The organism is Actinomadura roseirufa, assembly GCF_900659635.1.
Taxonomy (GTDB): domain Bacteria; phylum Actinomycetota; class Actinomycetes; order Streptosporangiales; family Streptosporangiaceae; genus Spirillospora; species Spirillospora roseirufa.
The window spans coordinates 1-21,868 of sequence record NZ_CAACVB010000135.1 but is presented as its reverse complement, the minus strand read 5'-3'; the positions used below and the strand labels follow the sequence as shown (position 1 = coordinate 21,868).

Annotated in this window: 18 protein-coding genes; 13 read left to right on the top strand and 5 right to left on the bottom strand. The window is 74.7% G+C overall.

Translation table 11 applies throughout. The features are described from left to right. On the top strand, positions 1 to 837 hold an 837-nt coding region (locus tag E1291_RS45415), incomplete at its 5' end, for a glycosyltransferase family 2 protein (protein WP_131740502.1). A 63-nt stretch (positions 838 to 900) separates the two neighbouring features. On the opposite strand, the gene E1291_RS25410 is transcribed toward E1291_RS45415, so the two are convergent. Then, positions 901 to 1,734 carry a glycosyltransferase family 2 protein gene (locus E1291_RS25410; RefSeq protein ID WP_207400931.1) on the bottom strand — a complete coding sequence of 278 codons (834 nt, stop codon included), beginning with the start codon at positions 1,732 to 1,734 and terminating at the stop codon, positions 901 to 903. Between the two features lie 43 nt (positions 1,735 to 1,777). On the opposite strand from E1291_RS25410, the gene E1291_RS25405 reads away from it, so the two are divergent. The 11 genes from E1291_RS25405 to E1291_RS25355 all read left to right on the top strand — a co-directional run bounded on the left by E1291_RS25405 (position 1,778) and on the right by E1291_RS25355 (position 17,307). Beyond that, on the top strand, positions 1,778 to 2,398 hold the full coding sequence (locus tag E1291_RS25405; RefSeq protein ID WP_131740500.1) for an acyltransferase: 621 nt from the start codon (positions 1,778 to 1,780) through the stop codon (positions 2,396 to 2,398). A gap of 243 nt (positions 2,399 to 2,641) precedes the next feature. Continuing rightward, on the top strand, positions 2,642 to 7,471 hold the full coding sequence (locus tag E1291_RS25400; protein WP_131740499.1) for a DUF4082 domain-containing protein: 4,830 nt from the start codon (positions 2,642 to 2,644) through the stop codon (positions 7,469 to 7,471). A 13-nt stretch (positions 7,472 to 7,484) separates the two neighbouring features. After that, positions 7,485 to 8,540, top strand: coding sequence for a Gfo/Idh/MocA family protein (locus E1291_RS25395; RefSeq protein WP_131740498.1), 1,056 nt, complete (start codon positions 7,485 to 7,487; stop codon positions 8,538 to 8,540). Then, positions 8,537 to 9,499, top strand: coding sequence for an NAD-dependent epimerase/dehydratase family protein (locus tag E1291_RS25390; protein ID WP_131740497.1), 963 nt, complete (start codon positions 8,537 to 8,539; stop codon positions 9,497 to 9,499). Before E1291_RS25395 ends, E1291_RS25390 begins: the two co-directional genes overlap by 4 nt. Further along, a complete protein-coding gene (locus E1291_RS25385; RefSeq protein ID WP_131740496.1) occupies positions 9,496 to 10,683 on the top strand; it encodes a glycosyltransferase in 1,188 nt (395 codons plus the stop codon). Before E1291_RS25390 ends, E1291_RS25385 begins: the two co-directional genes overlap by 4 nt. After that, on the top strand, positions 10,680 to 11,798 hold the full coding sequence (locus E1291_RS25380; protein ID WP_207400930.1) for a DegT/DnrJ/EryC1/StrS family aminotransferase: 1,119 nt from the start codon (positions 10,680 to 10,682) through the stop codon (positions 11,796 to 11,798). Before E1291_RS25385 ends, E1291_RS25380 begins: the two co-directional genes overlap by 4 nt. Beyond that, positions 11,795 to 13,063, top strand: a complete 1,269-nt coding sequence (locus E1291_RS25375) for a glycosyltransferase family 4 protein (protein ID WP_131740495.1) — start codon at positions 11,795 to 11,797, stop codon at positions 13,061 to 13,063. Before E1291_RS25380 ends, E1291_RS25375 begins: the two co-directional genes overlap by 4 nt. After that, positions 13,063 to 14,517, top strand: coding sequence for an oligosaccharide flippase family protein (locus tag E1291_RS25370; RefSeq protein ID WP_131740494.1), 1,455 nt, complete (start codon positions 13,063 to 13,065; stop codon positions 14,515 to 14,517). The genes E1291_RS25375 and E1291_RS25370 overlap by 1 nt, the downstream gene beginning before the upstream one ends. Then, complete coding sequence (locus tag E1291_RS25365) at positions 14,510 to 15,160, top strand: NeuD/PglB/VioB family sugar acetyltransferase (protein WP_131740493.1); 651 nt, start codon at positions 14,510 to 14,512, stop codon at positions 15,158 to 15,160. The genes E1291_RS25370 and E1291_RS25365 overlap by 8 nt, the downstream gene beginning before the upstream one ends. Further along, positions 15,160 to 16,248 (top strand): DegT/DnrJ/EryC1/StrS family aminotransferase, encoded by a 1,089-nt coding sequence (locus tag E1291_RS25360; protein ID WP_131740492.1) that lies wholly within the window; start codon positions 15,160 to 15,162, stop codon positions 16,246 to 16,248. The genes E1291_RS25365 and E1291_RS25360 overlap by 1 nt, the downstream gene beginning before the upstream one ends. A 12-nt stretch (positions 16,249 to 16,260) precedes the next feature. Further along, complete coding sequence (locus E1291_RS25355) at positions 16,261 to 17,307, top strand: right-handed parallel beta-helix repeat-containing protein (RefSeq protein ID WP_131740491.1); 1,047 nt, start codon at positions 16,261 to 16,263, stop codon at positions 17,305 to 17,307. 26 nt (positions 17,308 to 17,333) lie between these two features. On the opposite strand, the gene E1291_RS25350 is transcribed toward E1291_RS25355, so the two are convergent. Together E1291_RS25350 and E1291_RS25345 are read right to left on the bottom strand one after the other, a co-directional pair. After that, entirely contained in the window at positions 17,334 to 18,668 is a 1,335-nt protein-coding gene (locus E1291_RS25350; protein ID WP_131740490.1) for an O-antigen ligase family protein, read from the bottom strand. Between the two features lie 7 nt (positions 18,669 to 18,675). Next, positions 18,676 to 19,668, bottom strand: coding sequence for a YveK family protein (locus tag E1291_RS25345; protein ID WP_131740489.1), 993 nt, complete (start codon positions 19,666 to 19,668; stop codon positions 18,676 to 18,678). A gap of 138 nt (positions 19,669 to 19,806) precedes the next feature. Here E1291_RS25345 and E1291_RS25340 point away from each other — a divergent pair, with 138 nt between their 5' ends. Continuing rightward, entirely contained in the window at positions 19,807 to 20,478 is a 672-nt protein-coding gene (locus tag E1291_RS25340; protein WP_131740488.1) for a hypothetical protein, read from the top strand. Here E1291_RS25340 and E1291_RS25335 read toward each other — a convergent pair. Both E1291_RS25335 and E1291_RS42230 read right to left on the bottom strand, forming a co-directional pair. Continuing rightward, a complete protein-coding gene (locus E1291_RS25335; protein ID WP_131740487.1) occupies positions 20,387 to 21,178 on the bottom strand; it encodes a WecB/TagA/CpsF family glycosyltransferase in 792 nt (263 codons plus the stop codon). The two genes, E1291_RS25340 and E1291_RS25335, sit on opposite strands and share 92 nt — an antisense overlap. 2 nt (positions 21,179 to 21,180) lie before the next feature. After that, positions 21,181 to 21,868 (bottom strand): hypothetical protein (locus tag E1291_RS42230; protein ID WP_207400929.1); only part of this gene is annotated, 688 nt, incomplete at its 5' end.

Below are 21,868 nucleotides of genomic sequence, written 5' to 3'. Positions count from 1 at the left end.
TACGGCGACCACCGAGATCTACACTCTTTCCCTACACGACGCTCTTCCGATCTCAACGGCGGGTTCGCGTTCGGCTGCCATGAGGGCGCCGCGCGGGCGCGCTTCCCCTGGCTGGTGTTCGTCAACCCCGACGCGGTGCCCGAGCCGGGGAGCGTCGAGGCGCTGCTGGAGTGCGCCCGCGCCGACCCGCGCGCCGGGATCGTCGGCGGGCGCTGCGTCGCCCCCGACGGCTCCGCCGACCCCCGCTCGTGGTGGGGGCGGCCCGGCCTGTGGGGCGCGTTCTGCTTCGCCTCGCTGCTCAGCTCGCTGTTCCCCGGCAGCCGCGTCTTCGACCCCGAGTCGCCGCGGCCCTGGTCGGGCACGGCGGCCGAGACGCGTTCCGTGCCGGTCGTCACCGGCGGGTTCATGCTCGTCTCGAAGCGGCTCTGGGACGAGACCGGCGGGTTCGACCGCGACTTCTTCATGTACGGGGAGGACGCCGACCTGTGCCTGCGCGCGGCGGCGCTCGGGTACCGGCCCGCGGTCACCGGGCGGGCCGTCTACCGGCACGAGGGCGGCGGGTCGTCCACCAGCGCGGGCAAGCTGCTGCTGCTGTTCACCGGGAAGGCGACGCTGCTGCGCCGCCACCTGCCGCGCGGGACCCGGTCGGCGGGCGTGGGGCTGCTGCTGGCCGGGGTCCTCGCGCGGACCTTGCTCGGCCGGGTGCTCGCCGCCCGTCCGGAACGCCAGGGCCGCCCCACCACGGGCGGCGCCGACTGGCGCCGCCTCTGGGCCGAGCGCCGTACCTGGGCCGCCGGCTGGCCCCGCCGGTGCCCCGCCCGGTTCCCTGCCCGGTGACCCGCCGGTGATCCGCTCGGGGACTCGTCCGGCGATCCGCGCCGGGACCGCCCGGTGACGGGATCAGGCGCGGCTGCTCTCGTCCCGCTGCCACTGCGAGTAGTCGCCGCGCCGCCGCGACCGCCGGGCCCGCGCGATCACCGCGACCGCGAGGAACACCCCGACGTGCGGCGCGAGCAGCGGCTCCCGCCGCACCAGCGCGGCGAGGTCGGCGGGGCGGGTGCGCGCCGAGCCGCCCGGCTGGTCGAGCCCGGCCCGTTCGAGCTGCTCGACCCCGGCGGCCGCCCGCTCGCGCCGCCGCAGCAGGTCGCCGAGCGTGCGCGGCGGGTGCACCGTGACGTGCGCCGTGCCGACGACCGTCCGCTCCCCGGCGGCGAACGCCAGCGAGGACGCCAGGTCGTCGGCGATCACGCCGGGCAGCGCGGCGAGCCGGTCGTGCCCGGCGCGCGTCACGCCGACGACGCCGCGGCCGAACAGCCCGCGCCGGACCTCCGGCAGCCTGGTCCACACCCGGTAGTAGGAGCGGACGGGCCACGCCCGGCCCGTCATGTCCAGCCGCCGGGCGGGCGCCGCCGCGCGGACGCCCGGCCGGTCCAGCGCCGCGGCCAGCGCCCGGACGTCCCCGGTGCGCAGCTCGACGTCCGCGTCCACGTACAGGCGGGGGAACCCGCGGGCCGCCGCGTCGCCGAGCCGCAGCGCCGCCGCCTTGGACGCCTCGCGCGACTCCACGACCCGGACCGCCGCGCCGTACGCGGCGGCCACCCGCGCCGTCCCGTCGGTGCACCCGTTCGGGACGACGACGATGTCCAGCTCGCCCGGCGCCGCCCCCTCCAGCAGGCCGTCCAGCAGGCGGCCGAGGACGCGGGCCTCGTTGTGCGCGGGGATCACGATGCTCACCACAAGTGGTGAGTATGAACCAGTCACCTCCCGGAGGCACCCCATGGGCGAAACTCGCATACTTCCCAGCGCGGACGTCGACGAGCGCGCGCGGATCGGCGGCGGGACCACCGTCTGGCACCTGGCGCAGGTGCGCGAGGACGCCGTCCTCGGCGCGGACTGCGTCATCGGCCGCGGCGCCTACGTCGGTCCGGGCGTCCGCCTCGGCGACGGGGTCAAGCTGCAGAACCACGCCCTGGTCTACGAGCCGGCGGTGCTGGAGGACGGGGTGTTCATCGGTCCCGCCGCCGTGCTCACCAACGACCCCTACCCGCGCTCCCTGGACGTGGACGGCGCCCTCAAACGGCCCGGCGACTGGGAGGCGCTCGGCGTGACGGTGCGGGAGGGCGCCTCGGTCGGCGCGCGGGCCGTCGTGGTCGCCGGCCGGACGGTCGGCCGGTTCGCGCTCGTCGGGGCGGGCGCCGTCGTCACCCGGGACGTTCCGGACTTCGCGCTCGTCGTGGGCGTCCCGGCCCGGCGGATCGGCTGGGTCGGCCGCGCCGGGGAGCCGCTCGACAAGGCGGACGGCCGGGACGCCGGCGCCGCGCAGGACGGCCCGCGCTGGCGGTGCCCGCGCACCGGCGAGGAGTACATCGAGTCGGGCGGACGCCTCAGTCCGGCCTAGACGTGATCCCTGGGTCGTCTAGGCCACCACCGGCCAATCCGGCATCGCCCGGAGCATTCCCCCCTATAGTTCGGAGTGCTTTTGTCGGGCCCTTTTCGGGCCGGTGGTCGGTGCGAACGCGGACCTCGATCGGGCGTCCGCTGTTTCGCTCACAACGGGGTGGGGCCTGGGGGGACTCATGGTCAGGTCACGGGCGTCGTGATAAAGCCGGGGACGCGCGCGGGCGGTCGTGGGGCGAACCGGGTGACCGCACTGCTGCTGACGGTGTTCGCCCTGATGGCAACGGGTTTGGCGGCGCTGGCGCAGCCCGCGGTGACGGCCGCGGCCGGGCCATGCGACAGCGGTGGCAATCCGGTCGCCTGCGAGAATTCCAAGGCCGGGTCGCCCTCTTCGGAGTGGGAGAAGATCTCCGGTGGAGGTCAGACCATCGAGGGTTTCTCCACGAGCTTCAGCGTCAATGTCGGGCAGCAGGTGCAGTTCAAAGTCAACACCCCCGCGCGGTCCTACTCGATCGATATTTATCGGATGGGCTATTACGGCGGTAATGGCGCCCGAAAAGTCGACTCGGTGAATCCGTCGGCGACGCTTCCGCAACGCCAGCCGTCGTGTCGCACCGACGACGCGACCGGCGTCATCGACTGCGGCGCGTGGGGCGTCTCGGCGACCTGGCAGGTGCCGTCCTCGGCGGTGTCGGGGATCTACTTCGCGCACATCGTCCGCACCGACGGCACGACGGACGACAACCACATCGTGTTCGTCGTCCGTAACGACGCGAGCCACTCCGACCTGCTGTTCAAGACGTCCGACAGCACCTGGCAGGCCTACAACCGCTGGGGCGGCAACAGCCTGTACTTCGGCGACAGCACCGCCGCGCCCGGACGGGCCGTCAAGGTCAGCTACAACCGGCCGTTCAGCACCCGGGAGAACACGCCCTGGGGCCGCGACTTCGTGTGGGCCAACGAGTACCCGATGGTCCGCTACCTGGAGGCCAACGGCTACGACGTCAGCTACCTGGGCAGCGCCGACGCCGACCAGCGCGGCCCCCTGCTGAAGAATCACAAGGCGTTCCTGTCGGTCGGGCACGACGAGTACTGGTCCGGCAACGAGCGCGCCAACGTGGAGGCCGCCCGCGACGCGGGCGTGCACCTGGCGTTCTTCAGCGGCAACGAGGTGTTCTGGAAGACGCGCTGGGAGGCCAGCACCGACGGGTCGAACGTCGCCTACCGCACGCTGGTCACCTACAAGGAGACCCGCGCCAACGCCAAGATCGACCCGACCCCGCAGTGGACGGGGAGCTGGCGCGACCCCCGGTTCAGCCCGCCCGCCGACGGCGGCCGCCCCGAGAACGGCCTCACCGGGACGATCTGGACGGTGAACTGCTGCGGCGTCGCGCTCAAGGTGCCCGCCGCGGACGGCAAGATGCGGTTCTGGCGGGGGACCGCCGTGGCGAGCCAGGCCGCCGGGGCGACCATGACGCTCGCCGACCAGACCGTCGGGTACGAGTGGGACGAGGATCTCGACAACGGCGCGCGGCCCGCGGGCCTGGTCCGGATGTCGTCCACGACGGCGAACGTGCCCGAGAAGCTCATCGACTACGGCACCAACGTCGCGCCCGGCACCGCGACGCACCACCTGACGCTCTACCGGGCGCCGAGCGGCGCGCTGGTCTTCGGCGGGGGGACCGTCCAGTGGTCGTGGGGCCTGGACGCCAACCACGACGGCCCGGGGGAGGCGCCGTCCTCGCCCGACCCGAACATGCGGCAGGCGACCGTCAACCTGCTCGCCGACATGGGCGTGCAGCCCCTCACCCTGCAGAACGGCCTCACCCGCGCCACGGCGTCCGCCGACCGCACCGCCCCGGTCTCGCTGATCACGTCGCCGCTGCCCGGCACCTCGACGGTCAACGGCCGCACGCTGACCGTCAGCGGGACGGCGACGGACGTGGGCGGCGTGGTCGGGGGCGTGGAGGTGTCCACCGACGGCGGCGCGACCTGGCATCCGGCCGAGGGCCGCGGGACGTGGACCTACAAGTGGGACGCCACCGGCAACGGCCCGGTGACGATCAAGACGCGCGCCGTCGACGACAGCGGCAACCTGGAGACGCCGGGCGCCGGGGCCGCGGTGACCGTGAACTGCCCGTGCAGGCTGTTCGGCGACTCGACCGTGCCGGCGACGCCCGCCGACACCGACACCACGGCGCTGGAGGCCGGGGTCAAGTTCACCTCCTCGGTGTCCGGCTGGGCGACCGGAGTCCGCTTCTACAAGGGGACGGGCAACACCGGCACGCACACCGGCAGCCTGTGGAAGGCCGACGGCACGCGGCTCGCGACCACGACCTTCACCGGCGAGACCGCGTCCGGATGGCAGACCGCCTCGTTCCCGTCCGCCGTGCAGATCGACGCGGGCACGACGTACGTGGCGTCCTACTACGCCCCGAACGGCCACTACGCGGCCGATCCCGGGTACTTCGCCGTCAGCCCGCACGTGAGCCCGCCCCTTACGGCACCCAAGGCGCAGCCCGACGGCGGGAACGGCGTGTACCGGTCGGGGAACAGCGGCTTCCCCTCCTCGACCTACGGCGGCGGCAACTACTACGTCGACGTGAACTTCGTGACCGTCAAGCCGCCGGACACGGTGGCGCCCACCGTCATCGACAACACCCCGTACTCCGGGTCGTCGAGCGTGAGCACGGGGGTCCGGCCCTCGGTGACGTTCAGCGAGCCCGTGCAGGCGGGCACGGCCGTCTTCAGCTTGAAGAACGGGACCACGGGGCTGGCCGCGTCGGCGAGCCTGGACGCGTCCCGGACGGTCCTGACCCTCGCGCCGTCCTCGCCGCTGCCCGCGGCGACCAGGCTGACCGCCACCGTCACCGGGGCCAAGGACGACGCGGGCAACCCGATGCAGGACTTCACCTACTCCTTCACCACCGCCAAGGCGACCCCTCAGCCCGGCGTGTGCCCGTGCAGCATCTGGCCGGACGAGACGACTCCCGCGATCGAGGGCGTCGACGACCGCAACGAGCTCGAACTGGGCGTCCGGTTCACCGCCGAGCGCGACGGGTCCGTCAAGGCCATCCGCTTCTACAAGGGGCGCAACAACGACGGCACCCACATCGGCACCCTGTGGACGGCGTCAGGGCAGCAGCTCGCGAACGCCACGTTCACGAACGAGTCCACGATGGGCTGGCAGGAGGTCACCTTCGCCACGCCCGTCCAGGTGACCGCCGGGACGACCTACGTCGCCTCGTACCACACGACCAAGGGCTGGTACTCGGCCGACTACGGCGGGCTGTCCCGCGCGGCCGACAACCCGCCGCTGCACGCGCTCGCCGACGGGAACGGCGGCGGCAACGGCGTGTACAAGTACGGCGTGCGCGGCTTCCCGAACCAGTCGTCGGGGTCGACGAACTACTGGGTGGACGTCGTGTACTCGCCGCCGCCCGACACGACGCCCCCGGCGGTCGCCGCCAAGAGCCCCGGCAACGACGCGACGAGCGTCCCCACCGGCGGCAAGGTGACGGTGACGTTCAACGAGGCGATCCGGCCCGGGACGGCGGCGTTCACCGTCGCCGGTCCCGGCGGGCAGCAGGTCGCGGGCACCACGACGCTCGACGCGTCCGGCCGGGTGCTGACGTTCGCGCCGTCGGCCGGGCTCGCGGCGGCGACCCGGTACACCGCGAGCGTCAGCGGGGCCAAGGACATCGCGGGCAACACCCAGACCGGCACCGTCCAGTGGTCGTTCACCACGTCCGGGTCGTGCCCCTGCACGCTGTTCGCCAGCGACGCCGTCCCCGGCACGCCGTCCGCCGGGGACGCCGGAGCGGTCGAGCTGGGCGTCCGGTTCTCCCCGGACCAGAACGGCTGGGTCTCCGGCGTCCGGTTCTACAAGGGCGCCGGCAACACCGGCACGCACACCGGCAGCCTGTGGCGATCCGACGGCACCCGGCTGGCCTCGGGGACGTTCACCGGCGAGACCGCGTCCGGCTGGCAGACCGTGACCTTCTCCGCGCCGGTCGCGGTCACCGGCGGGACGTCCTACGTCGCCTCCTACTTCGCGCCGAAGGGCAACTACGCCGCCGACGGCGGGGCCTTCGGCAACGCCTACGACAACGCGCCGCTGCACGCGCCGTCCAGCGACGCGGGCGGCGGCAACGGCCTGTACGCCTACGCCTCCTCCTCGCGGTTCCCGAACGAGACCTACGGCGGCTCGAACTACTGGGTCGACCCGGTGTTCACGCTCATCGCGCCCGGCGACACGACCCCGCCGACCATCGACGCGGTCGGCCCGGCGGACGGGGCGACCAGCGTGCCGCGCGCCGCCCGCCCGTCGGCGACCTTCGACGAGCCCGTCCAGGGCGCCACGGTGCAGTTCACCGTCACCGGCCCCGGCGGCGCCGCGGTGCCGGGCTCGGTCGGCTACGACCCGGCGAGCCGCACGTCCGCGTTCACGCCCTCGTCCCCGTTCGCCTGGAACACCAAGTACACCGTCAAGGTCGACGGCGCGAAGGACCTCGCGGGCAACGCCCTGGCCGCCGCGCGCACCTGGTCGTTCACGACCGCGCGGCAGACCTCGCCGGGCACCTGCCCGTGCTCGGTCTGGGCCGACGAGGACGCGCCGCAGATACCGGACGTGGACGACTCCTCCTCGGTGGAGCTGGGCATGAAGTTCCGCGCCGACGCCAACGGCTGGGTCACCGGCGTCCGGTTCTACAAGGGCGCGGACAACACCGGCGCGCACACCGGCAGCCTGTGGAAGCCCGACGGCACCCGGCTCGCGACCGCCACGTTCGGCGCCGAGTCCACCTCGGGGTGGCAGGAGGTCAGGTTCGCGACGCCCGTCCAGGTGACGGCCGGGACGACCTACATCGTGTCCTACCTGGCACCGAAGGGGCACTACGCGGCCGACACCGGCGGCTTCGAGAACGCCGGGGTGGACGCGCCGCCGCTGCACGCCCTCCGCTCGGGCACCGACGGTCCCAACGGCGTGTACGCCTACGGGCCCGGAGGGTTCCCCGGCACCGCGTCCACCTCGAACTACTGGGTCGACGTCGTGTTCACCACAACCCAACCCTGAGGAGATCACGGAGATGACGCCCATCGGCCTGGCCGTGGTCGGCGCCGGATACTGGGGCCCGAACCTCGTGCGGACGGCGCAGGCGACCCCGGCCCTGCGGCTGGAGTGGCTGTGCGACCTCGACGAGGAGCGGGCCCGCGCCGTGCTCGGCCCGTACACGACCGTCCGCGCGACGTCGTCCTACCAGCGGGTCCTGGACGACCCGGACGTCGCCGCCGTCGCCGTCGCCACGCCCGCCGCCACGCACTTCGACCTGGTCCGGGCCGCGTTAGAGGCGGGCAAGCACGTGCTGGTGGAGAAGCCGCTCACGCCGAGCGCCGACGAGAGCGCCAAGCTGGTGGAGCTCGCCGCCCGGTCCGGTCTCGTCCTGATGTGCGACCACACCTACTGCTACACCCCGGCGGTCCGCAAGATCCGGGAGCTGATCCACGGCGGTGAGATCGGCGACGTGCAGTTCGTCGACTCGGTGCGCATCAACCTCGGCCTCGTCCAGCCGGACGTGGACGTGCTGTGGGACCTCGCCCCCCACGACCTGTCGATCCTGGACTACGTGCTGCCCGACGGCGTCCGCGTCGAGGCCGTCGCCGCGCGCGGCAGCGACCCGATCGACGCCGGCCGGCTGTGCGTGGCGCACCTGTCGGTGCTGCTGTCCACCGGCGTCATGGCGCACGTGCACGTCAACTGGCTGAGCCCCACCAAGATCCGGACGACGGTGATCGGCGGGTCCCGGCGCACGATCGTCTGGGACGACCTGAACCCCGTCCAGCGGCTCGCGGTGTACGACCGCGGCGTCGACCTGGCCCCGGTGGGCTCGCTCGGCCACGACGAGCGGCGGGCCGCCCTGATCTCCTACCGCGTCGGTGACATCCTCGTCCCGGCGCTGCCCGAGCGGGAGGCGCTGCGCGAGGTCATGGCCGAGCTGGCCGCGGCCATCGCCGAGCGGCGCCCCGCGACCACCGACGGCGGCGCCGGCCTGCGGGTCGTCGCGCTGCTCGAGGCCGCCACCCGCAGCGTCGCCGCGGGGGGCGCCCTCGTCCCCGTTGAGAACGGCTCCGAGGAGTACGCATGATCGAAGGATCCCGCTGCCTGGTCACCGGCGGTGCGGGGACCATCGGGTCCGCCGTCGTCGACCAGCTCGCCGCGGCGGGCGCGGCCGACGTGGTCGTCCTGGACAACTTCGTCCGGGGCCGCCGCGCCAACCTCGCCGGCGCGGGCCGGGCGGTGCGGGTGGTGGAGGGCGACATCCGCGACCGGGCCCTGGTCCGGTCGCTGATGGACGGCGTGGACGTGGTGTTCCACCTCGCCGCGATCCGCATCACCCAGTGCGCGCAGGAGCCGAGGCTGGCGCTGGAGGTCCTGGTCGACGGGACCTTCGAGGTGGTCGAGGCCGCCGCCGACCGCGGGGTCGGCAAGGTCGTGGCGTCCTCGTCGGCGTCGGTGTACGGGCTGGCGGAGGAGTTCCCGACCCCCGAGGACCACCACCCGTGGGACAACGACACCTTCTACGGCGCCGCCAAGACGTTCAACGAGGGCATGCTGCGCAGCTTCCACGCCATGCGCGGCCTCGACTACGTCGCGCTGCGCTACTTCAACGTGTACGGGCCGAGGATGGACGTCCACGGCCTGTACACCGAGGTGCTGATCCGGTGGATGGAGCGGATCGCGGACGGGAAGCCGCCGCTCATCCTCGGCGACGGCGAGCAGACGATGGACTTCGTCTACACCGAGGACATCGCCCGCGCGAACCTCCTGGCCGCCGAGGCGGACGTGACCGACACGGTCTTCAACATCGGCAGCGGCACCGAGACCAGCCTGCGCGAGCTGGCCGAGGCGCTGCTGCGCATCATGGACGCCGAGGACCTCGGGCTGGAGTTCGGGCCGCCGCGCGCGGTCAACGGGGTCACCCGGCGGCTCGCCGACGTGTCCGCCGCGCAGCGGGCGCTCGGCTGGAAGGCGCAGGTCGACCTGGACGAGGGCCTGCGCCGGCTGGTCGCCTGGTGGCGGGACGCCCGGCGGGACCCCGCGTGATCGTCTACTTCGGCGGGTCGGCCTACGCGGGCCTGGCCGGGACGGACCGGCAGCTCGTGGACCGGCTGTCCGTGTCGGTGCCCGTCCTGTACGTCGACCCGCCGGTGTCGGTGACGACGCCGCTGCTGCACCCGCACCTCGCCGACTCGGTGCGGGGGGAGGCCCTGCGCCGGCTCGGGCCGCGGCTGTGGCGGCTGTGCCCGCGGGTGCTGCCCGGCGCGTACCGGCCCGGAATGTACCGGGTCACGAACGCGCTCGTCCGCCGGGCCGCGCGCACCGCGGCCCGGCGGCTCGCGGCTGAGCTGGACTCGCCGGTCACGGCCGTGGTCGTCGCGACCGGCGCGGACCTGATCGGCGCCGTGCCGGGCACGCGGACCGTCCTGTACCTCACCGACGACCTGGTCGCCGGGGCCGAGCTGTTCGGGCTGCCGCGGCGGCGGCTCGCGGCGGCGCAGGAGTCGATGATCGCCCGCGCGGACGGGTTCGCGGTCGTGTCGCCGCACATGGCCGAGGCCTTCCGCGCGCAGGGGCACGACCCGGTGCTCATCCCGACCGGCTGCGCCCCCGAGGCGTACGCCGGGATGGAGTCGGCGCCGTGGCCGGCGGACGTGCCCCGCTTCGACCGCCCCGCCGCGGGCTTCGCCGGGCACATCAACGGGCGCATCGACCTCGCGCTGCTGGAGGCGGTGGCCGAGGCGGGGCATCCGCTGCTGCTCGTCGGGCCGCACGAGCCGGGGTTCCAGCCGGCCCGGTTCCGCGCGCTGACCGAACGGCCCGGCGTCTGCTGGACGGGCCGCAAGCCGTTCGCCGAGCTGCCGTCCTACCTCGCCACGATCCGGGTCGGGCTGACCCCGTACGCGCTGGACGGCTTCAACCGCGCGAGCTTTCCCATCAAGACCCTGGACTACCTCGCCGCCGGGCGCGCCGTCGTGTCGACCGACCTGCCCGCGACCCGGTGGCTGCGCGCGACGCCCGGCGGCGCCGAGCTGATCCGGTCCGCGTCCACCGTGGACGGCTTCGTCCGCGCCGTGGAGCGGGAGCTGGCCGCCGAGCCGGCCCCGGACCTGGTCGCCCGGCGCCGGGAGTTCGCGGCGCGGCACGACTGGGCGCACCGCGCCGGAGTGCTGGCGCGGATGCTCGACCTGGACCCCGACCCCGCCCGACAGGAGGAACCCGCACCGTGATCCCCGTCATCAGGCCCGTGCTGGGCGAGGAGGAGGCCGTGGCCGTCGCCGCGGTCGTCCGGTCGGGATGGGTGGCCCAGGGGCCGCGCGTCGCCGCGTTCGAGGGCGCGTTCGCCGAGCGGCTGGGCGCGCCCCACGCCGTCGCCGCGTCGTCGTGCACGACCGCGCTGCACCTGGCGCTGCTGCTCGCCGGGGTCGGACCGGGCGACGAGGTGATCGTCCCCTCCCTGTCGTTCATCGCCACCGCCAACGTCGTCCGGCACGCGGGCGCGCGCGTCGTCTTCGCCGACGTCGACGCGGGCACCGGCAACCTCACCGCCAAGGACGTCGAGACGGCGCTCACCCCGCGGACCCGCGCGGTGATCCTGGTGGACCAGGGCGGTGTCCCCGCCGACCTCGACGCCGTCCGGGGCGTGTGCGACCCGCTCGGCGTCACCGTCATCGAGGACGCCGCGTGCGCCGTCGGCTCGGTCTACAAGGACCGCCCGGCGGGCGCCGGGGCCGAGTACGCCGCGTGGTCGTTCCACCCGCGCAAGCTCCTCACGACCGGCGAGGGCGGCATGCTGACCCTGCGGGACGAGGCCGGGGCGCGCCGCGCGCGGCGGCTCCGCGAGCACGGCATGAGCGTGAGCGCCGCCGACCGGCACGGCAGCGCCCGGGTCGTCCTGGAGGAGTACGGGGAGACCGGCTTCAACTACCGCATGACCGACCTCCAGGCGGCGCTGGGCCTCGTCCAGCTCACCCGGCTGGACGCGATCGTCGCGCGCCGCCGCGACCTGGCCGCGCGGTACCGGCGGATGCTCGCCGACGTGCCCGGTCTCGCCTGCGTCGGCGACCCGCCCTACGGCCGGACCAACTACCAGTCGTTCTGGATCCTGCTGCCCGACGACTTCCCCATCGGCCGCGACGAGCTGTTGCAGCGGATGCTCGACGACGGCGTCTCGGCTCGCCGAGGCATCATGGCCGCGCACCGCGAGCCCGCCTACGCCGGCGTCGCGGCGGACCTGCCGGTGACCGACCGGTTCACCGCCCGGTCGCTGATCCTGCCGCTGTTCCACGACATGACGGCCGAGCAGCAGGACCGGGTCGTGCGGTCGGTGGCGGCGCACGCATGAGGATCCTCGTCTACACCCACGCCATGGAGATCGGCGGCAGCCAGATCAACGCGATCGAGCTGGCCGGAGCCGTACGCGACCTCGGTCACGAGGTCATGGTCGCCGGTGAGCCAGGCCCCCTGGTGGACCTGGTGCACCGCACCGGGCTGGAGTACGTGCCGCTGGACCCGGCGCGGCGCCGGCCCGCGCCGTCGACGGTCCGGATGCTGCGCGGGCTCGTCGCCGCCCGCCGCCTCGACGTGGTGCACGGCTACGAATGGCCGCCGGGCGTCGACGCCTACTACGCGGCGCGGGGCCGGCCCCGCGCCGCCGCCGTGTGCACGGTGATGTCGATGGCGGTCGCGCCGTTCCTGCCGCCCTCGCTCCCGCTCGTCGTGGGCACCGAGCAGATCCGGCGGACCGTCCTGGACCGGCGCGGCCGCCGCCCCGGCACCGTCCACCTCATCGAGCCGCCCGTGGACGTCGAGGCCAACGCGCCCGGCCACCCCGACGCCGAGTTCCGCGCGCGCTTCGGCCTGGACCCCGGCCCGCTCGACCTCGTGGTGGTGAGCCGGCTCGCCCCCGAGCTCAAGCTGGAGGGCCTGCTCACGGCCATCGAGGTCGCCGCGCGGCTGGCCGGCGAGGTGCGGCTGGTCATCGTCGGCGACGGCCCGGCCCGCGCCGAGGTGCGGGCCCGCGCCGCCGAGGCCAACGCCCGCGCGGGCGATCGCGTCGTCGTCCTCACCGGGCAGCTGGACGACCCGCGGCCCGCCTACGCCGCCGCGTCGATCGCCCTCGGCATGGGCGGCTCCGCGCTGCGCGCCCTCGCGTTCGCCCGGCCGCTGATCGTCCAGGGCGAGCGCGGGTTCTTCGAGCCGCTCACCCCCGAGACCAGCGCCACCTTCCTCGACCAGGGCTGGTACGGCGTCGGCGGGCGGGGCGCCGACCGGCTGGAGGAGATCCTGCGCGAGCTGATCGGGGACGAGGCGCGCCGCACGGAGCTCGGCGGCTACGGCCGCCGGCTCGTCACCGAGCGCTACGGCCTGGAGCGCGCCGCGCGGGTCCAGGAGGCGATCTACACCCGGGCCGTCGCCGAGGCGTCGGCGCGGTCGGTGGCCGTCCGCTGGGACGCGGCGGCGACCGCGCCCCGCGTCGCGCTCTACAAGGCGGTCCGCAAGGCCGCCCGCCTGCGCGGCCCCGTCCCCCGGGACGACTTCAACGCCGTCGCCGGCACCACCCCGCGCGGGCTCGCCGCCGGGGCCGGGGCCGGCCGGGAGGGCGGCTGATGCGGCTGGCCGTCGGGGACGAGGACTCCCTTTTCGGGAAGGCGTCCCGGGCGCTCGGGTGGAGCCTGGTCAACACGGCGGTGGGACGGCTCGGGACGCTGGCGATCGGGATCGCGCTGGCCCGGCTGCTCGGCCCCGCGGAGTTCGGCGTGTTCGCGGTCGCGATGGTCGCGCTGCTGGCGGTGCTCAGCTTCCACGAGCTCGGCGTGAGCCTGGCCATCGTCCGCTGGCCCGGCGACCCGGCCGAGATCGCGCCGACGGTCGCGACGATCTCGGTGGCCTCCAGCGTGCTGATCTACGCGGGCTGCTTCGCCGGCGCGCCGGCGTTCGCGGCGGCGATGGGCGCGCCCGCCGCGGCGGGCGTGATCCGGCTGCTGACCCTGAGCGTCGTGGTGAGCGGGCTGGTGGCGGTGCCCGCGGCGCTGCTGCAGCGCGGCTTCCGGCAGGACCGCAAGATGCTCGCCGACCAGGTGAACAACTGGGGCGGCGCGCTGGTGTCGATCGCGCTGGCGGCGACCGGGACGGGCGCGATGAGCCTGGCCGTCGGGCGGCTGGCCGGCTCGGCGGTCTCGGCCGTGCTGCTGGTGTGGGCGGCGCCCGGCCGGTTGCGGTTCGGGTTCGACCGGGAGCGGGCGCGGGCGCTGCTGCGCTTCGGGCTGCCGCTGGCCGGGTCGAGCATCGTGGTCTTCGCGGTCGCGACCGTCGACCAGGTCGTCGTCGGGCACGCGCTCGGCGCGACCGCGCTCGGCTTCTACGTGCTGGCGTTCAACCTGTCGAACTGGCCGGTCACCATGTTCTCCCAGCCCGTGCGGAGCGTCGCCCCGGCGGCGTTCGCCCGGCTCCAGCACGACCCGCCCGCGCTGCGCGGGGCGTTCCTGTCCACCGCGGGGCTCCTCGCCGGGCTGACCCTGCCGGTCTGCCTGCTGCTGTCGGGCGCCGCCGAGCCGCTGATCGGGCTGGTGTACGGGGACCGGTGGGGTCCGGCGGCGGACGCGCTGCTGTGGCTCGGCCTGCTCGGCGGGATGCGGATCATGTTCGAGCTGATGTACGACTTCTTCGTGGTGCTGGCCCGCACCCGCGCGGTGTTCACCGTCCAGGTCGTCTGGCTGGTGGTGCTCGTCCCGGCGCTGGTCGTGGGCGCGCGGGTGAAGGGCATCCCGGGCGTGGGCGCGGCTCACGTCGCGGTCGCCGCGCTGGTCGTCCTGCCCCTTTACCTGTCGGAGCTGCACCGGTCGGGGGTCGGCGTGCGCGCCGTGCTGGCCCGCGTGGCGCCCCCGGCGGCGCTCGCCGGCGCGGTCGGGCTCGCCGCCGTCGCGGCGCACGCGGCGATCCCCCTGGACCTGGCGGCGCTCGTCGTGGCCGGGCTGGTCGCCCTCGCGGTGATCGGGCTGCTGCTGCGCCGCACGCGCGGCGCGCTGAACGGGCTGCGGACCCTGGAGGGCGCGGATGCCTGATCTGGTGATCTTCGGCGCGGGCGGGCTCGGCCGGGAGACGGCGCAGGCGGTGACCGCGCTGCCGGACTGGCGGCTGGCCGGCTTCGCCGAGGACGCCCCGCGGCGCGGCCTGCTGGTGGACGGCGTGCCCGTCATCGGCGGGCCGCGGGACGTGGCGGCGCTGCCCGCCGCCCGCGTCGTCGTCTGCACCGGCAGCCCGCGCGACCAGCACAGCCGGGAGCGGATCGTGCGGCGGCTCGCGCTGCCCGCGGCGCGGTACGCGACGATCGTGCACCCGTCCGCGTGGGTGTCGCCGTCCTCGCGGATCGGGCACGGCACGGTCGTGCTCGCCCAGACCGTGCTCACCGCCTCCGCCCGGGTCGGCGCGCACGTCGCGATCATGCCGCATGTCACCGTCACCCACGACGACGTCGTCGAGGACCACGCGACCATCGCCTCCGGCGTCCGGCTCGGCGGCTCCGTCCGGGTCGGCGCCGGCGCCTACCTCGGCGCCGGGGCGCTCGTCCGGGAGGGCGTCACGATCGGCGCCGGCGCCCTGGTCGGCATGGGCTCGGTCGTCCTGGCCGACGTGCCGCCCGGCGAGGTCTGGGCCGGTTCCCCCGCGCGTCTCCTGCGTCCCGCACCGCACCGGAAGGAAGCCTGATGCCCGACGACGTCCCCTTCGTCGACCTGGCCGCCGCGCACGCCGAGGTGGACCGGCAGGTCCGCGCCGGGTTCGACCGCGTGCTGGCCGCCACCGCCTTCGTCCAGGGCCCGGACGTGGCCGCGTTCGAGCGGGAGTACGCCCGGTTCACCGGTGTCGCGCACTGCGTCGGCGCCGCCAACGGCACCGACGCGCTCGAACTGGCCCTGCGCGCCCTCGGCGCCGGGCCGGGCACCGAGGTCGTGCTGCCCGCCAACACGTTCGTCGCCACCGCCGAGGCCGTGGCGCGGGCGGGCGCCCGCCCCGTCCTCGTGGACGCCCGCCCCGGCGACCTGCTGATCGACCCGGCGCTCGCCGCGGCGGCCGTCGGCCCGGACACCGCCGCCGTCGTCCCCGTCCACCTGTACGGGCGGCTGGCGCCGGTGGGGCCGCTGGCCGAGCTCGGCCCGCCGGTGCTGGAGGACGCCGCCCAGTCGCAGGGCGCCGTCCTGGACGGGCGCATGGTCGCCGGCGCCATCGCCGCGACCAGCTTCTACCCGGGCAAGAACCTCGGTGCCTACGGCGACGCCGGGGCCGTGGTCACCGACTCCGCCGAGCTGGCCGCGGCCGTCCGGCTGCTCGGCGACCACGGCAGCGAGCGCAAGTACCGGCACGAGGTCGTGGGCTTCAACTCGCGGCTGGACACCCTCCAGGCGGTCGTCCTGCGGGCCAAGCTAAGCCGCCTCGCCGACTGGAACGAGCGCCGCGCCGCCGCCGCCGCGCGCTACCACGACCTGCTCGCGGACGTGCCCGGCCTCGTCCCGCCGCCCCCGGCGGGACCCGAGCACGTCTGGCACCTGTACGTCGTCCAAGTCCCCCGCCGGGACGAGGTCGCCACCCGGCTCGGCGAGCTGGGGGTGCGGACCGGGGTGCACTACCCGGTGCCCGTGCACCTCCAGCCGGCCTTCCGGCATCTCGGTCACGGCCCCGGCGACTTCCCGGTCGCCGAGGCCGCCGCCGCGCGGATCCTGTCGCTGCCGATGTTCCCGCAGATCACCGAGGAACAGCAGCACCGGGTCGCCGGCGCCCTACGCAAGATCCTCGGCTGAAAGGAAACGGCCATGGCTCTGGGCAACCCGAGCAGGGCTCCCCATAGGAACCCCGGCAAGACCCCGCGCGGGACGCGGCGCCCGGCGGTGCTCGCGCCGCTGCTGGCGGCCGTCCTCGCGGCGGGCTGCCTCACCGCCTGCTCGGACGGCGGGAACGATGCCAAAAGCACCGCGGTCACGGCTCCGGCGCGCCCCCCGGTGTCGGCGCCGCCGCCCGCGGCCGCCTCCGCCTCCGCGGTCCCGGCGCCGCCGCTGAAGCTGAAGACCCAGGATCCGGCGGGCGGCGAGGGCGCGCGGATCGGCTGGCCGACGCTGCGGACGGCCGGGGTCCCGGCCGGCCGGCGGCTGCGGCCGAGCGGCCCGATCACGATCCGCAAGCGCGGCACGGTCATCGACGGGCTGCTCGTCCGCACCGAGATCAACGTCGCGGCGAGCGACGTCACGATCCGCAACACCCACCTCATCGCGGAGGGGGAGTGGGGCATCATCCAGCGCAAGGGCGCGTCCAACCTGCGGGTGGAGAACACCGAGATCAACGGTGACGGCAAGCGCAAGGCGCAGTTCGGCATCCTCAACCAGGGCGGGATGCTGACCGTCCGCAAGGTCCACATCCACACGGTCGCCGACGGCATCGGCACAGACCACGGCCTCATCGAGGACTCGGTGATCCACCGGCTCAAGGAGTTCCCCGGCGACCACGTCGCCTGCATCGCCTCGAACTCCGGGCCCGCGCCGGGGCTGTCGCTCGTCATCCGCCACAACGTGGCCCTGAATCCGCTCGGCCAGACGTCCGCCGTCTCCATCTACCAGGACTTCGGCCGCGCCTACGACACGACCGTGGAGGGCAACCTCCTCGGGGGCGGCGGCTACGCCCTCTACGGGGGCAAGGGAAAGTTCGGGGTCTCGTCCAACATCCGGATCCTGCGGAACGTGTTCAGCCGCAGCGTGTACAAGAACGGCGGCTACTTCGGGCCGGTCACCGCGTTCGAGCCGCGCGGGCGGGGCAACGTGTGGAAGGGCAACGTCTGGTCGGACACGGGACGTCCCGTCCTGCCCTGACCTTCCGGTGAGGTCCGGGGGAGCGGTCAGCCCGGTCCGTCCGGCTCCGGGCGGCTCATGCGCCACAGCGCGCCGCAGCACCCGAGCAGCAGGAACGCCAGGTTCGACACCATCGGGAAGCTGAACGCGTCGAAGGTGAAGAACGAGAACAGCGCCACCGCCATCGACGCGGCGAAGCACTGCGCCAGGTGCGCGTTCTCGGCGTCCTGCCCGGCCAGGTACGCGCGGCGCGCCGACCGGGCCAGGAACCAGCCCGCGAGCAGCACGGTGAGCAGCGCCGCGACCCCGACCACACCGGTCTCGACCGCCGACAGCAGGTACTGGTTGTCCAGGATCCGGTAGCTCTGCGGCAGGTACGTGCCGAACCCGCGGCCGAGCCACGGCCGGTGCACGAACGTGTTGCCGAGCACGACGTAGTCGTCGGTCCGCGTGGTGGTGCTGGAGTCGGAGCCGATGTCGGACACCAGGCTCGTCAGCGTGCCGATCAGCCCGGGGACGACGGCGCGCAGCCCCACCATGAACACGCCGAGCGCGAGGACCGACACGACCCGCCACCGGGCCGGCCAGATCGGCAGGATCACCGCGCAGACCACCGCCAGCCCGAGGATCGCCGAGCGGGACACCGTCATCGGCAGCACGACGAGGATCATGCAGACCAGGAACCAGCGCCGCGCCCGCCGCTCCGGCGCGGCGTGGACGGCGCCGTGCAGGGCGAGCGGCAGCAGCATCGCCAGCACCACGCCGAACTCGATCGGGTGGGTCGCGGTCGCCATCGGCCGGTTGAAGTCGTCGCGGCTCAGCAGGGAGGTGTAGTCGGTGCTCGCGCTCAGGCCGGGGAACGCCAGCCGGCCCGCCAGGTCCAGGCCGGTGAAGAACTGCAGGCAGCCGAGCGCGGCGATGAAGCCGCCGCCCGCCACCAGCCGCCGCCGCACCGCCTCCAGCCGGTCCGGCCGCGGCACGCCGTCGGCGGCCAGTAGCGCGATCCCGGCCCAGCCGGCGGTGAGGATCAGCCCGCGGTCGGCGGCGTTGGCCTCCAGGCCCGGCAGGTAGCGCATGTTCGCCGCGGCGTAGGACGCCAGCATCGCGCAGCAGAACACGGCCACGACCGGGCGCACCGGCTGCGCGCCCCGGACCGGCGACGTCCGCGTCGCGATCAGCGAGCTGAGGTACCAGAGCAGGCAGAGCACCGCCATGATCCCGGCGGGCGTGCCGGCGGCGCCGAGCGCGCCGACGACGAAGCGGGCGGGCACCACCGTGAGCATGACGACGAAGACGCTGAGGACGGTGACCGCGTCCACCTGGCCGCGGACGCTCCGTCCCGTCGCCTGCCGGCGGTCGCCCGCCGTCGTGATCGGGACCATCGGCGCTCTAGGCGTCCGGCTCGGACGTCTCGGCCGGCTCCGCCTCGGGCGGCGCGCTCCCGTTGGCGCCCGCGGGCGCGGCGGAGGGCCGTTCCGGCGGCTGGTAGGTGAGCAGCCCGTACGACTCCGGCGTATCCGGCGCCCGCATCGCCGAGTCCTCGGACTTCACCGCGTCCTTGGGCGTCGTGGTGTTTCCGGGCTTGGCCGTGTCCTCGGGCTTCGCCGTGGTCTCGGGGGTCGCCTTGAGGGGCCTTGGTCTCGGCCTGGGGCGGTCTCGGGGTCTCGGTTCCGCCTCGTCGCGAGGCTCCTCGTCCCGGGGTGCCTCGGTGTCCGTGGTGCCGGGGCGGCGTGGTCCGGACGCGGGGTCGCGCGGGGCGGCCGCGCTCTCCCGGCCCCGGCGGCGGCGCTCGGCGAGCACCTCGGCGAACAGCGGCACCGCGATGGCGACCACGATGCCGAGGAACAGGACCATGACCACGGTGCGGATCTTGTCGGTGGCGACCAGCGCCGCCTTCGGGGAGGCGCTGATGACGTTCATCTTGATCTGCGCGTTCGGCGACACGCTCTCCTGCGACTGGAGCCTGGCGAGCCGCTGGGGGACCTGGGCCAGCAGCGCGTCGAGCGTCGCCTTGACGCCGGCCGCGTCGGTGCCGCTGACGTCGATGGCCAGAACCGGCCCCGTCGAGTCCGGGGCGACGCCGACCACGTAGGTGGCGGTGAGGCCCTTGGCCTGCAGCGCGGCGGCGGTCCGCTGGTCCATCATCTCGCGGCCGAGGACCTCGGCGGTGACGGTCAGCGAGCTGTCGAAGACGAGCCACGGGTTGCCGCCCGCGCCCTTGGCCTGGACCGACGAGGCGAGCAGCACCGCGGTCGCCTTCGCCTCGTACTTCCACGGGGTGACCACGGCGATCGCGCCCGCCGCGAGCAGCGCCGCCAGTAAGAGCGGCAGCGTCAGCCACCATCTCCGCAGCAGGGTGCCCACCCAGTCCAGCAGGTCCACTGGTCCCCCTCCATGGCACTCGTCGTCGTTCCGCCGGGGCGGGGCCCATCGGCGCCGTGCTGGCCACACCCGGCGAGCGCGACCGCCCGCCGTCCGTCTCATGCCACGATGACACGACATCACTGACTGGAGCGGCTTGTGGCGATTCGGGATTTCGTGGCCGCCCTGCGGCGCAACCTCTGGGTGACGATGACCGCGATCGTGCTGACGGTTCTCGTGATAGGGCGCATGGAGACCCTGCCGACGGACTACGAGGCCCGGTCCGTCGTCACGTTCCTGTCGCCGAAGTCGCCGTTCCCGCGCAACGCCTTCGCGAGCTTCACGCCGTCCCTGGTCACGATGGCCGACGTCTCCGCGCGCTGGCTGAACTCGCGGGACGGACGGCGCGCGGTGGTGGCGGAGGGCGGCGACCGGGGGTTCCAGGTGCTGCTCGCCAACCGGGGCAACCAGGAGCAGCCCATTCACGACCAGCCCTACCTCACCGTGGTCGCGACGGCGCGCGCACCCGAGCAGGCCCACCAGACGCTGCTCAAGGTGCTCGGCGTGCTCCGCGACCGGCTGCGCCGCGTCCAGGCGGCCCAGGGGGCGCAGCCGGGCTCGTACATCTCCTGGCAGATCGCCGCGGGCAGCGACCGGCCGGTTCCGGTCGTCGGACGGCCCTCGCGCGCCGCGCTGGCCGTCCTGCTGATCGGCGGGATCGGCGCGGTGTACGCCGCGGTCACGGTCGATCGCCGGCGGCGCCGCGCGGGCGGGGCCGGCCGCGCAGGAGTTCCGCGGCCACCATGGCGACGAACGCGCCGTTCGTCGTGAAGTAGCGCGGGCCGAGCCGCAACGGCTCCTGCAGCACCCGGTACAGCCACTCCAGCCCGTTGCGCTGCCACCACTCCGGCGCCCGCCGCACCTCCCCGGCCAGCACGTCGAACGTGCCGCCGACCCCGTGCGTGACCTGCGCGCCCGTCCGTGGCGACCAGTCCCGCACGAACAGCTCCTTCATCGGCGAGGAGATGCCGATGAACAGCAGGTCGGCGCCCGCCTCGCGGATCTCGTCGGCGATCGCGGGCGCCTCGGCGGAGGAGAAGTACCCGTGCCGGGTCCCGGCCACGACCAGGCGCGGGAACCGGCGGCGCACCTCGGCGACCATCCGGTCCAGCACCTCCTGCCGGGCGCCCATGAAGTACACCCGGTGGCCGCGCCGCTCCGCCTCGGGCAGCAGCGCCAGCATCAGGTCGATGCCCGCCACCCGCTCGGGGAGCGGCCGGCGCAGCAGCCCGGCCGCCCACACCACCGACTGCCCGTCCGCCAGGACGAGGTCGCAGCCCAGCACCGCGCGGCTGAGCCGGGCGTCCTTGCGCAGCCGAACGATCTTGGCCGCGTTCAGCACGCCGATCGTGATCGGCGCGCGCTCCTCGACCGCCTTGACGCACCGCGCCACGGTCTCGTCGATGGTGAGGGGGTCCACGTGGACGCCGAGGAAATGCCGCCGATCCGGCTCGCGACGCTGCGGCTTCATGGTCACTCCCTTGTGCTGGGATCGAGCCAGGTGTGCAGGAGCCACCCGAGCTCGTAGGGACGGCACTCCCGGTCGACGGCGACCGGGGGGAACCTTCGGTCGAGGGAGCCGAGGCGCCAGCCGGGCCGTAGCGCGGTGGTCGCCGCACGCACCCCCCGCACGGCCTTGCGGGGGTCGTTCCTGGCGACCTTGCGCCAGGTCATGACGGGTTCGCCGGGCTCGCGTCCGGGGAGCAGGGAGGTCCCCGTCTCCGGCGGCCGCGACAGCCACCGCACACCCTTGGCGACGGCGTCGAGACGGTCCGCGCCGCCCGCGTCGGCGAGGTCGAGCAGGGCCATCGGCGCCATCGCGTGCTGGTGGACGCTGTAGACGGGGTAGCCCTCCACCACGGCGCCGGTCCGGGCGTCGTAGTGCCACCACCACTGCCCGCCGGGGCCCTGTGCCCCGCAGATCCCCTCGGCCACGGAGTCCGCGGCGGCGACCGCCGCGTCATCGCCGATCCTGGCCAGCGCCTGGATCGGGTACACCTGGTCGGCGAAGCAGCCGACGTGCGCCCGGTAGCGCGGCACCAGCCCGGTGCCGCCGGCCTCGTGGGCGAACAGCGCCCGCCCGCGCAGCGCGCCGAGCAGCCGGTCGCGGGCCCGCTCCAGGTGCGCCCGCGTCTCGCCGCCGCCGCCCGCGTCGCGGACC

Excerpts from the sequence above, each read along its gene's own strand:
- E1291_RS25405 (WP_131740500.1), top strand. The coding sequence starts at position 1,778 with ATGGGCGAAACTCGCATACTTCCCAGCGCGGACGTCGACGAGCGCGCG.
- E1291_RS25370 (WP_131740494.1), top strand. The coding sequence starts at position 13,063 with ATGCGGCTGGCCGTCGGGGACGAGGACTCCCTTTTCGGGAAGGCGTCC.
- E1291_RS25365 (WP_131740493.1), top strand. The coding sequence starts at position 14,510 with ATGCCTGATCTGGTGATCTTCGGCGCGGGCGGGCTCGGCCGGGAGACG.
- E1291_RS25350 (WP_131740490.1), bottom strand. The coding sequence starts at position 18,668 with ATGGTCCCGATCACGACGGCGGGCGACCGCCGGCAGGCGACGGGACGG.
- E1291_RS25360 (WP_131740492.1), top strand. The coding sequence starts at position 15,160 with ATGCCCGACGACGTCCCCTTCGTCGACCTGGCCGCCGCGCACGCCGAG.
- E1291_RS25355 (WP_131740491.1), top strand. The coding sequence starts at position 16,261 with ATGGCTCTGGGCAACCCGAGCAGGGCTCCCCATAGGAACCCCGGCAAG.
- E1291_RS25395 (WP_131740498.1), top strand. The coding sequence starts at position 7,485 with ATGACGCCCATCGGCCTGGCCGTGGTCGGCGCCGGATACTGGGGCCCG.
- E1291_RS25390 (WP_131740497.1), top strand. The coding sequence starts at position 8,537 with ATGATCGAAGGATCCCGCTGCCTGGTCACCGGCGGTGCGGGGACCATC.
- E1291_RS25335 (WP_131740487.1), bottom strand. The coding sequence starts at position 21,178 with ATGAAGCCGCAGCGTCGCGAGCCGGATCGGCGGCATTTCCTCGGCGTC.
- E1291_RS25375 (WP_131740495.1), top strand. The coding sequence starts at position 11,795 with ATGAGGATCCTCGTCTACACCCACGCCATGGAGATCGGCGGCAGCCAG.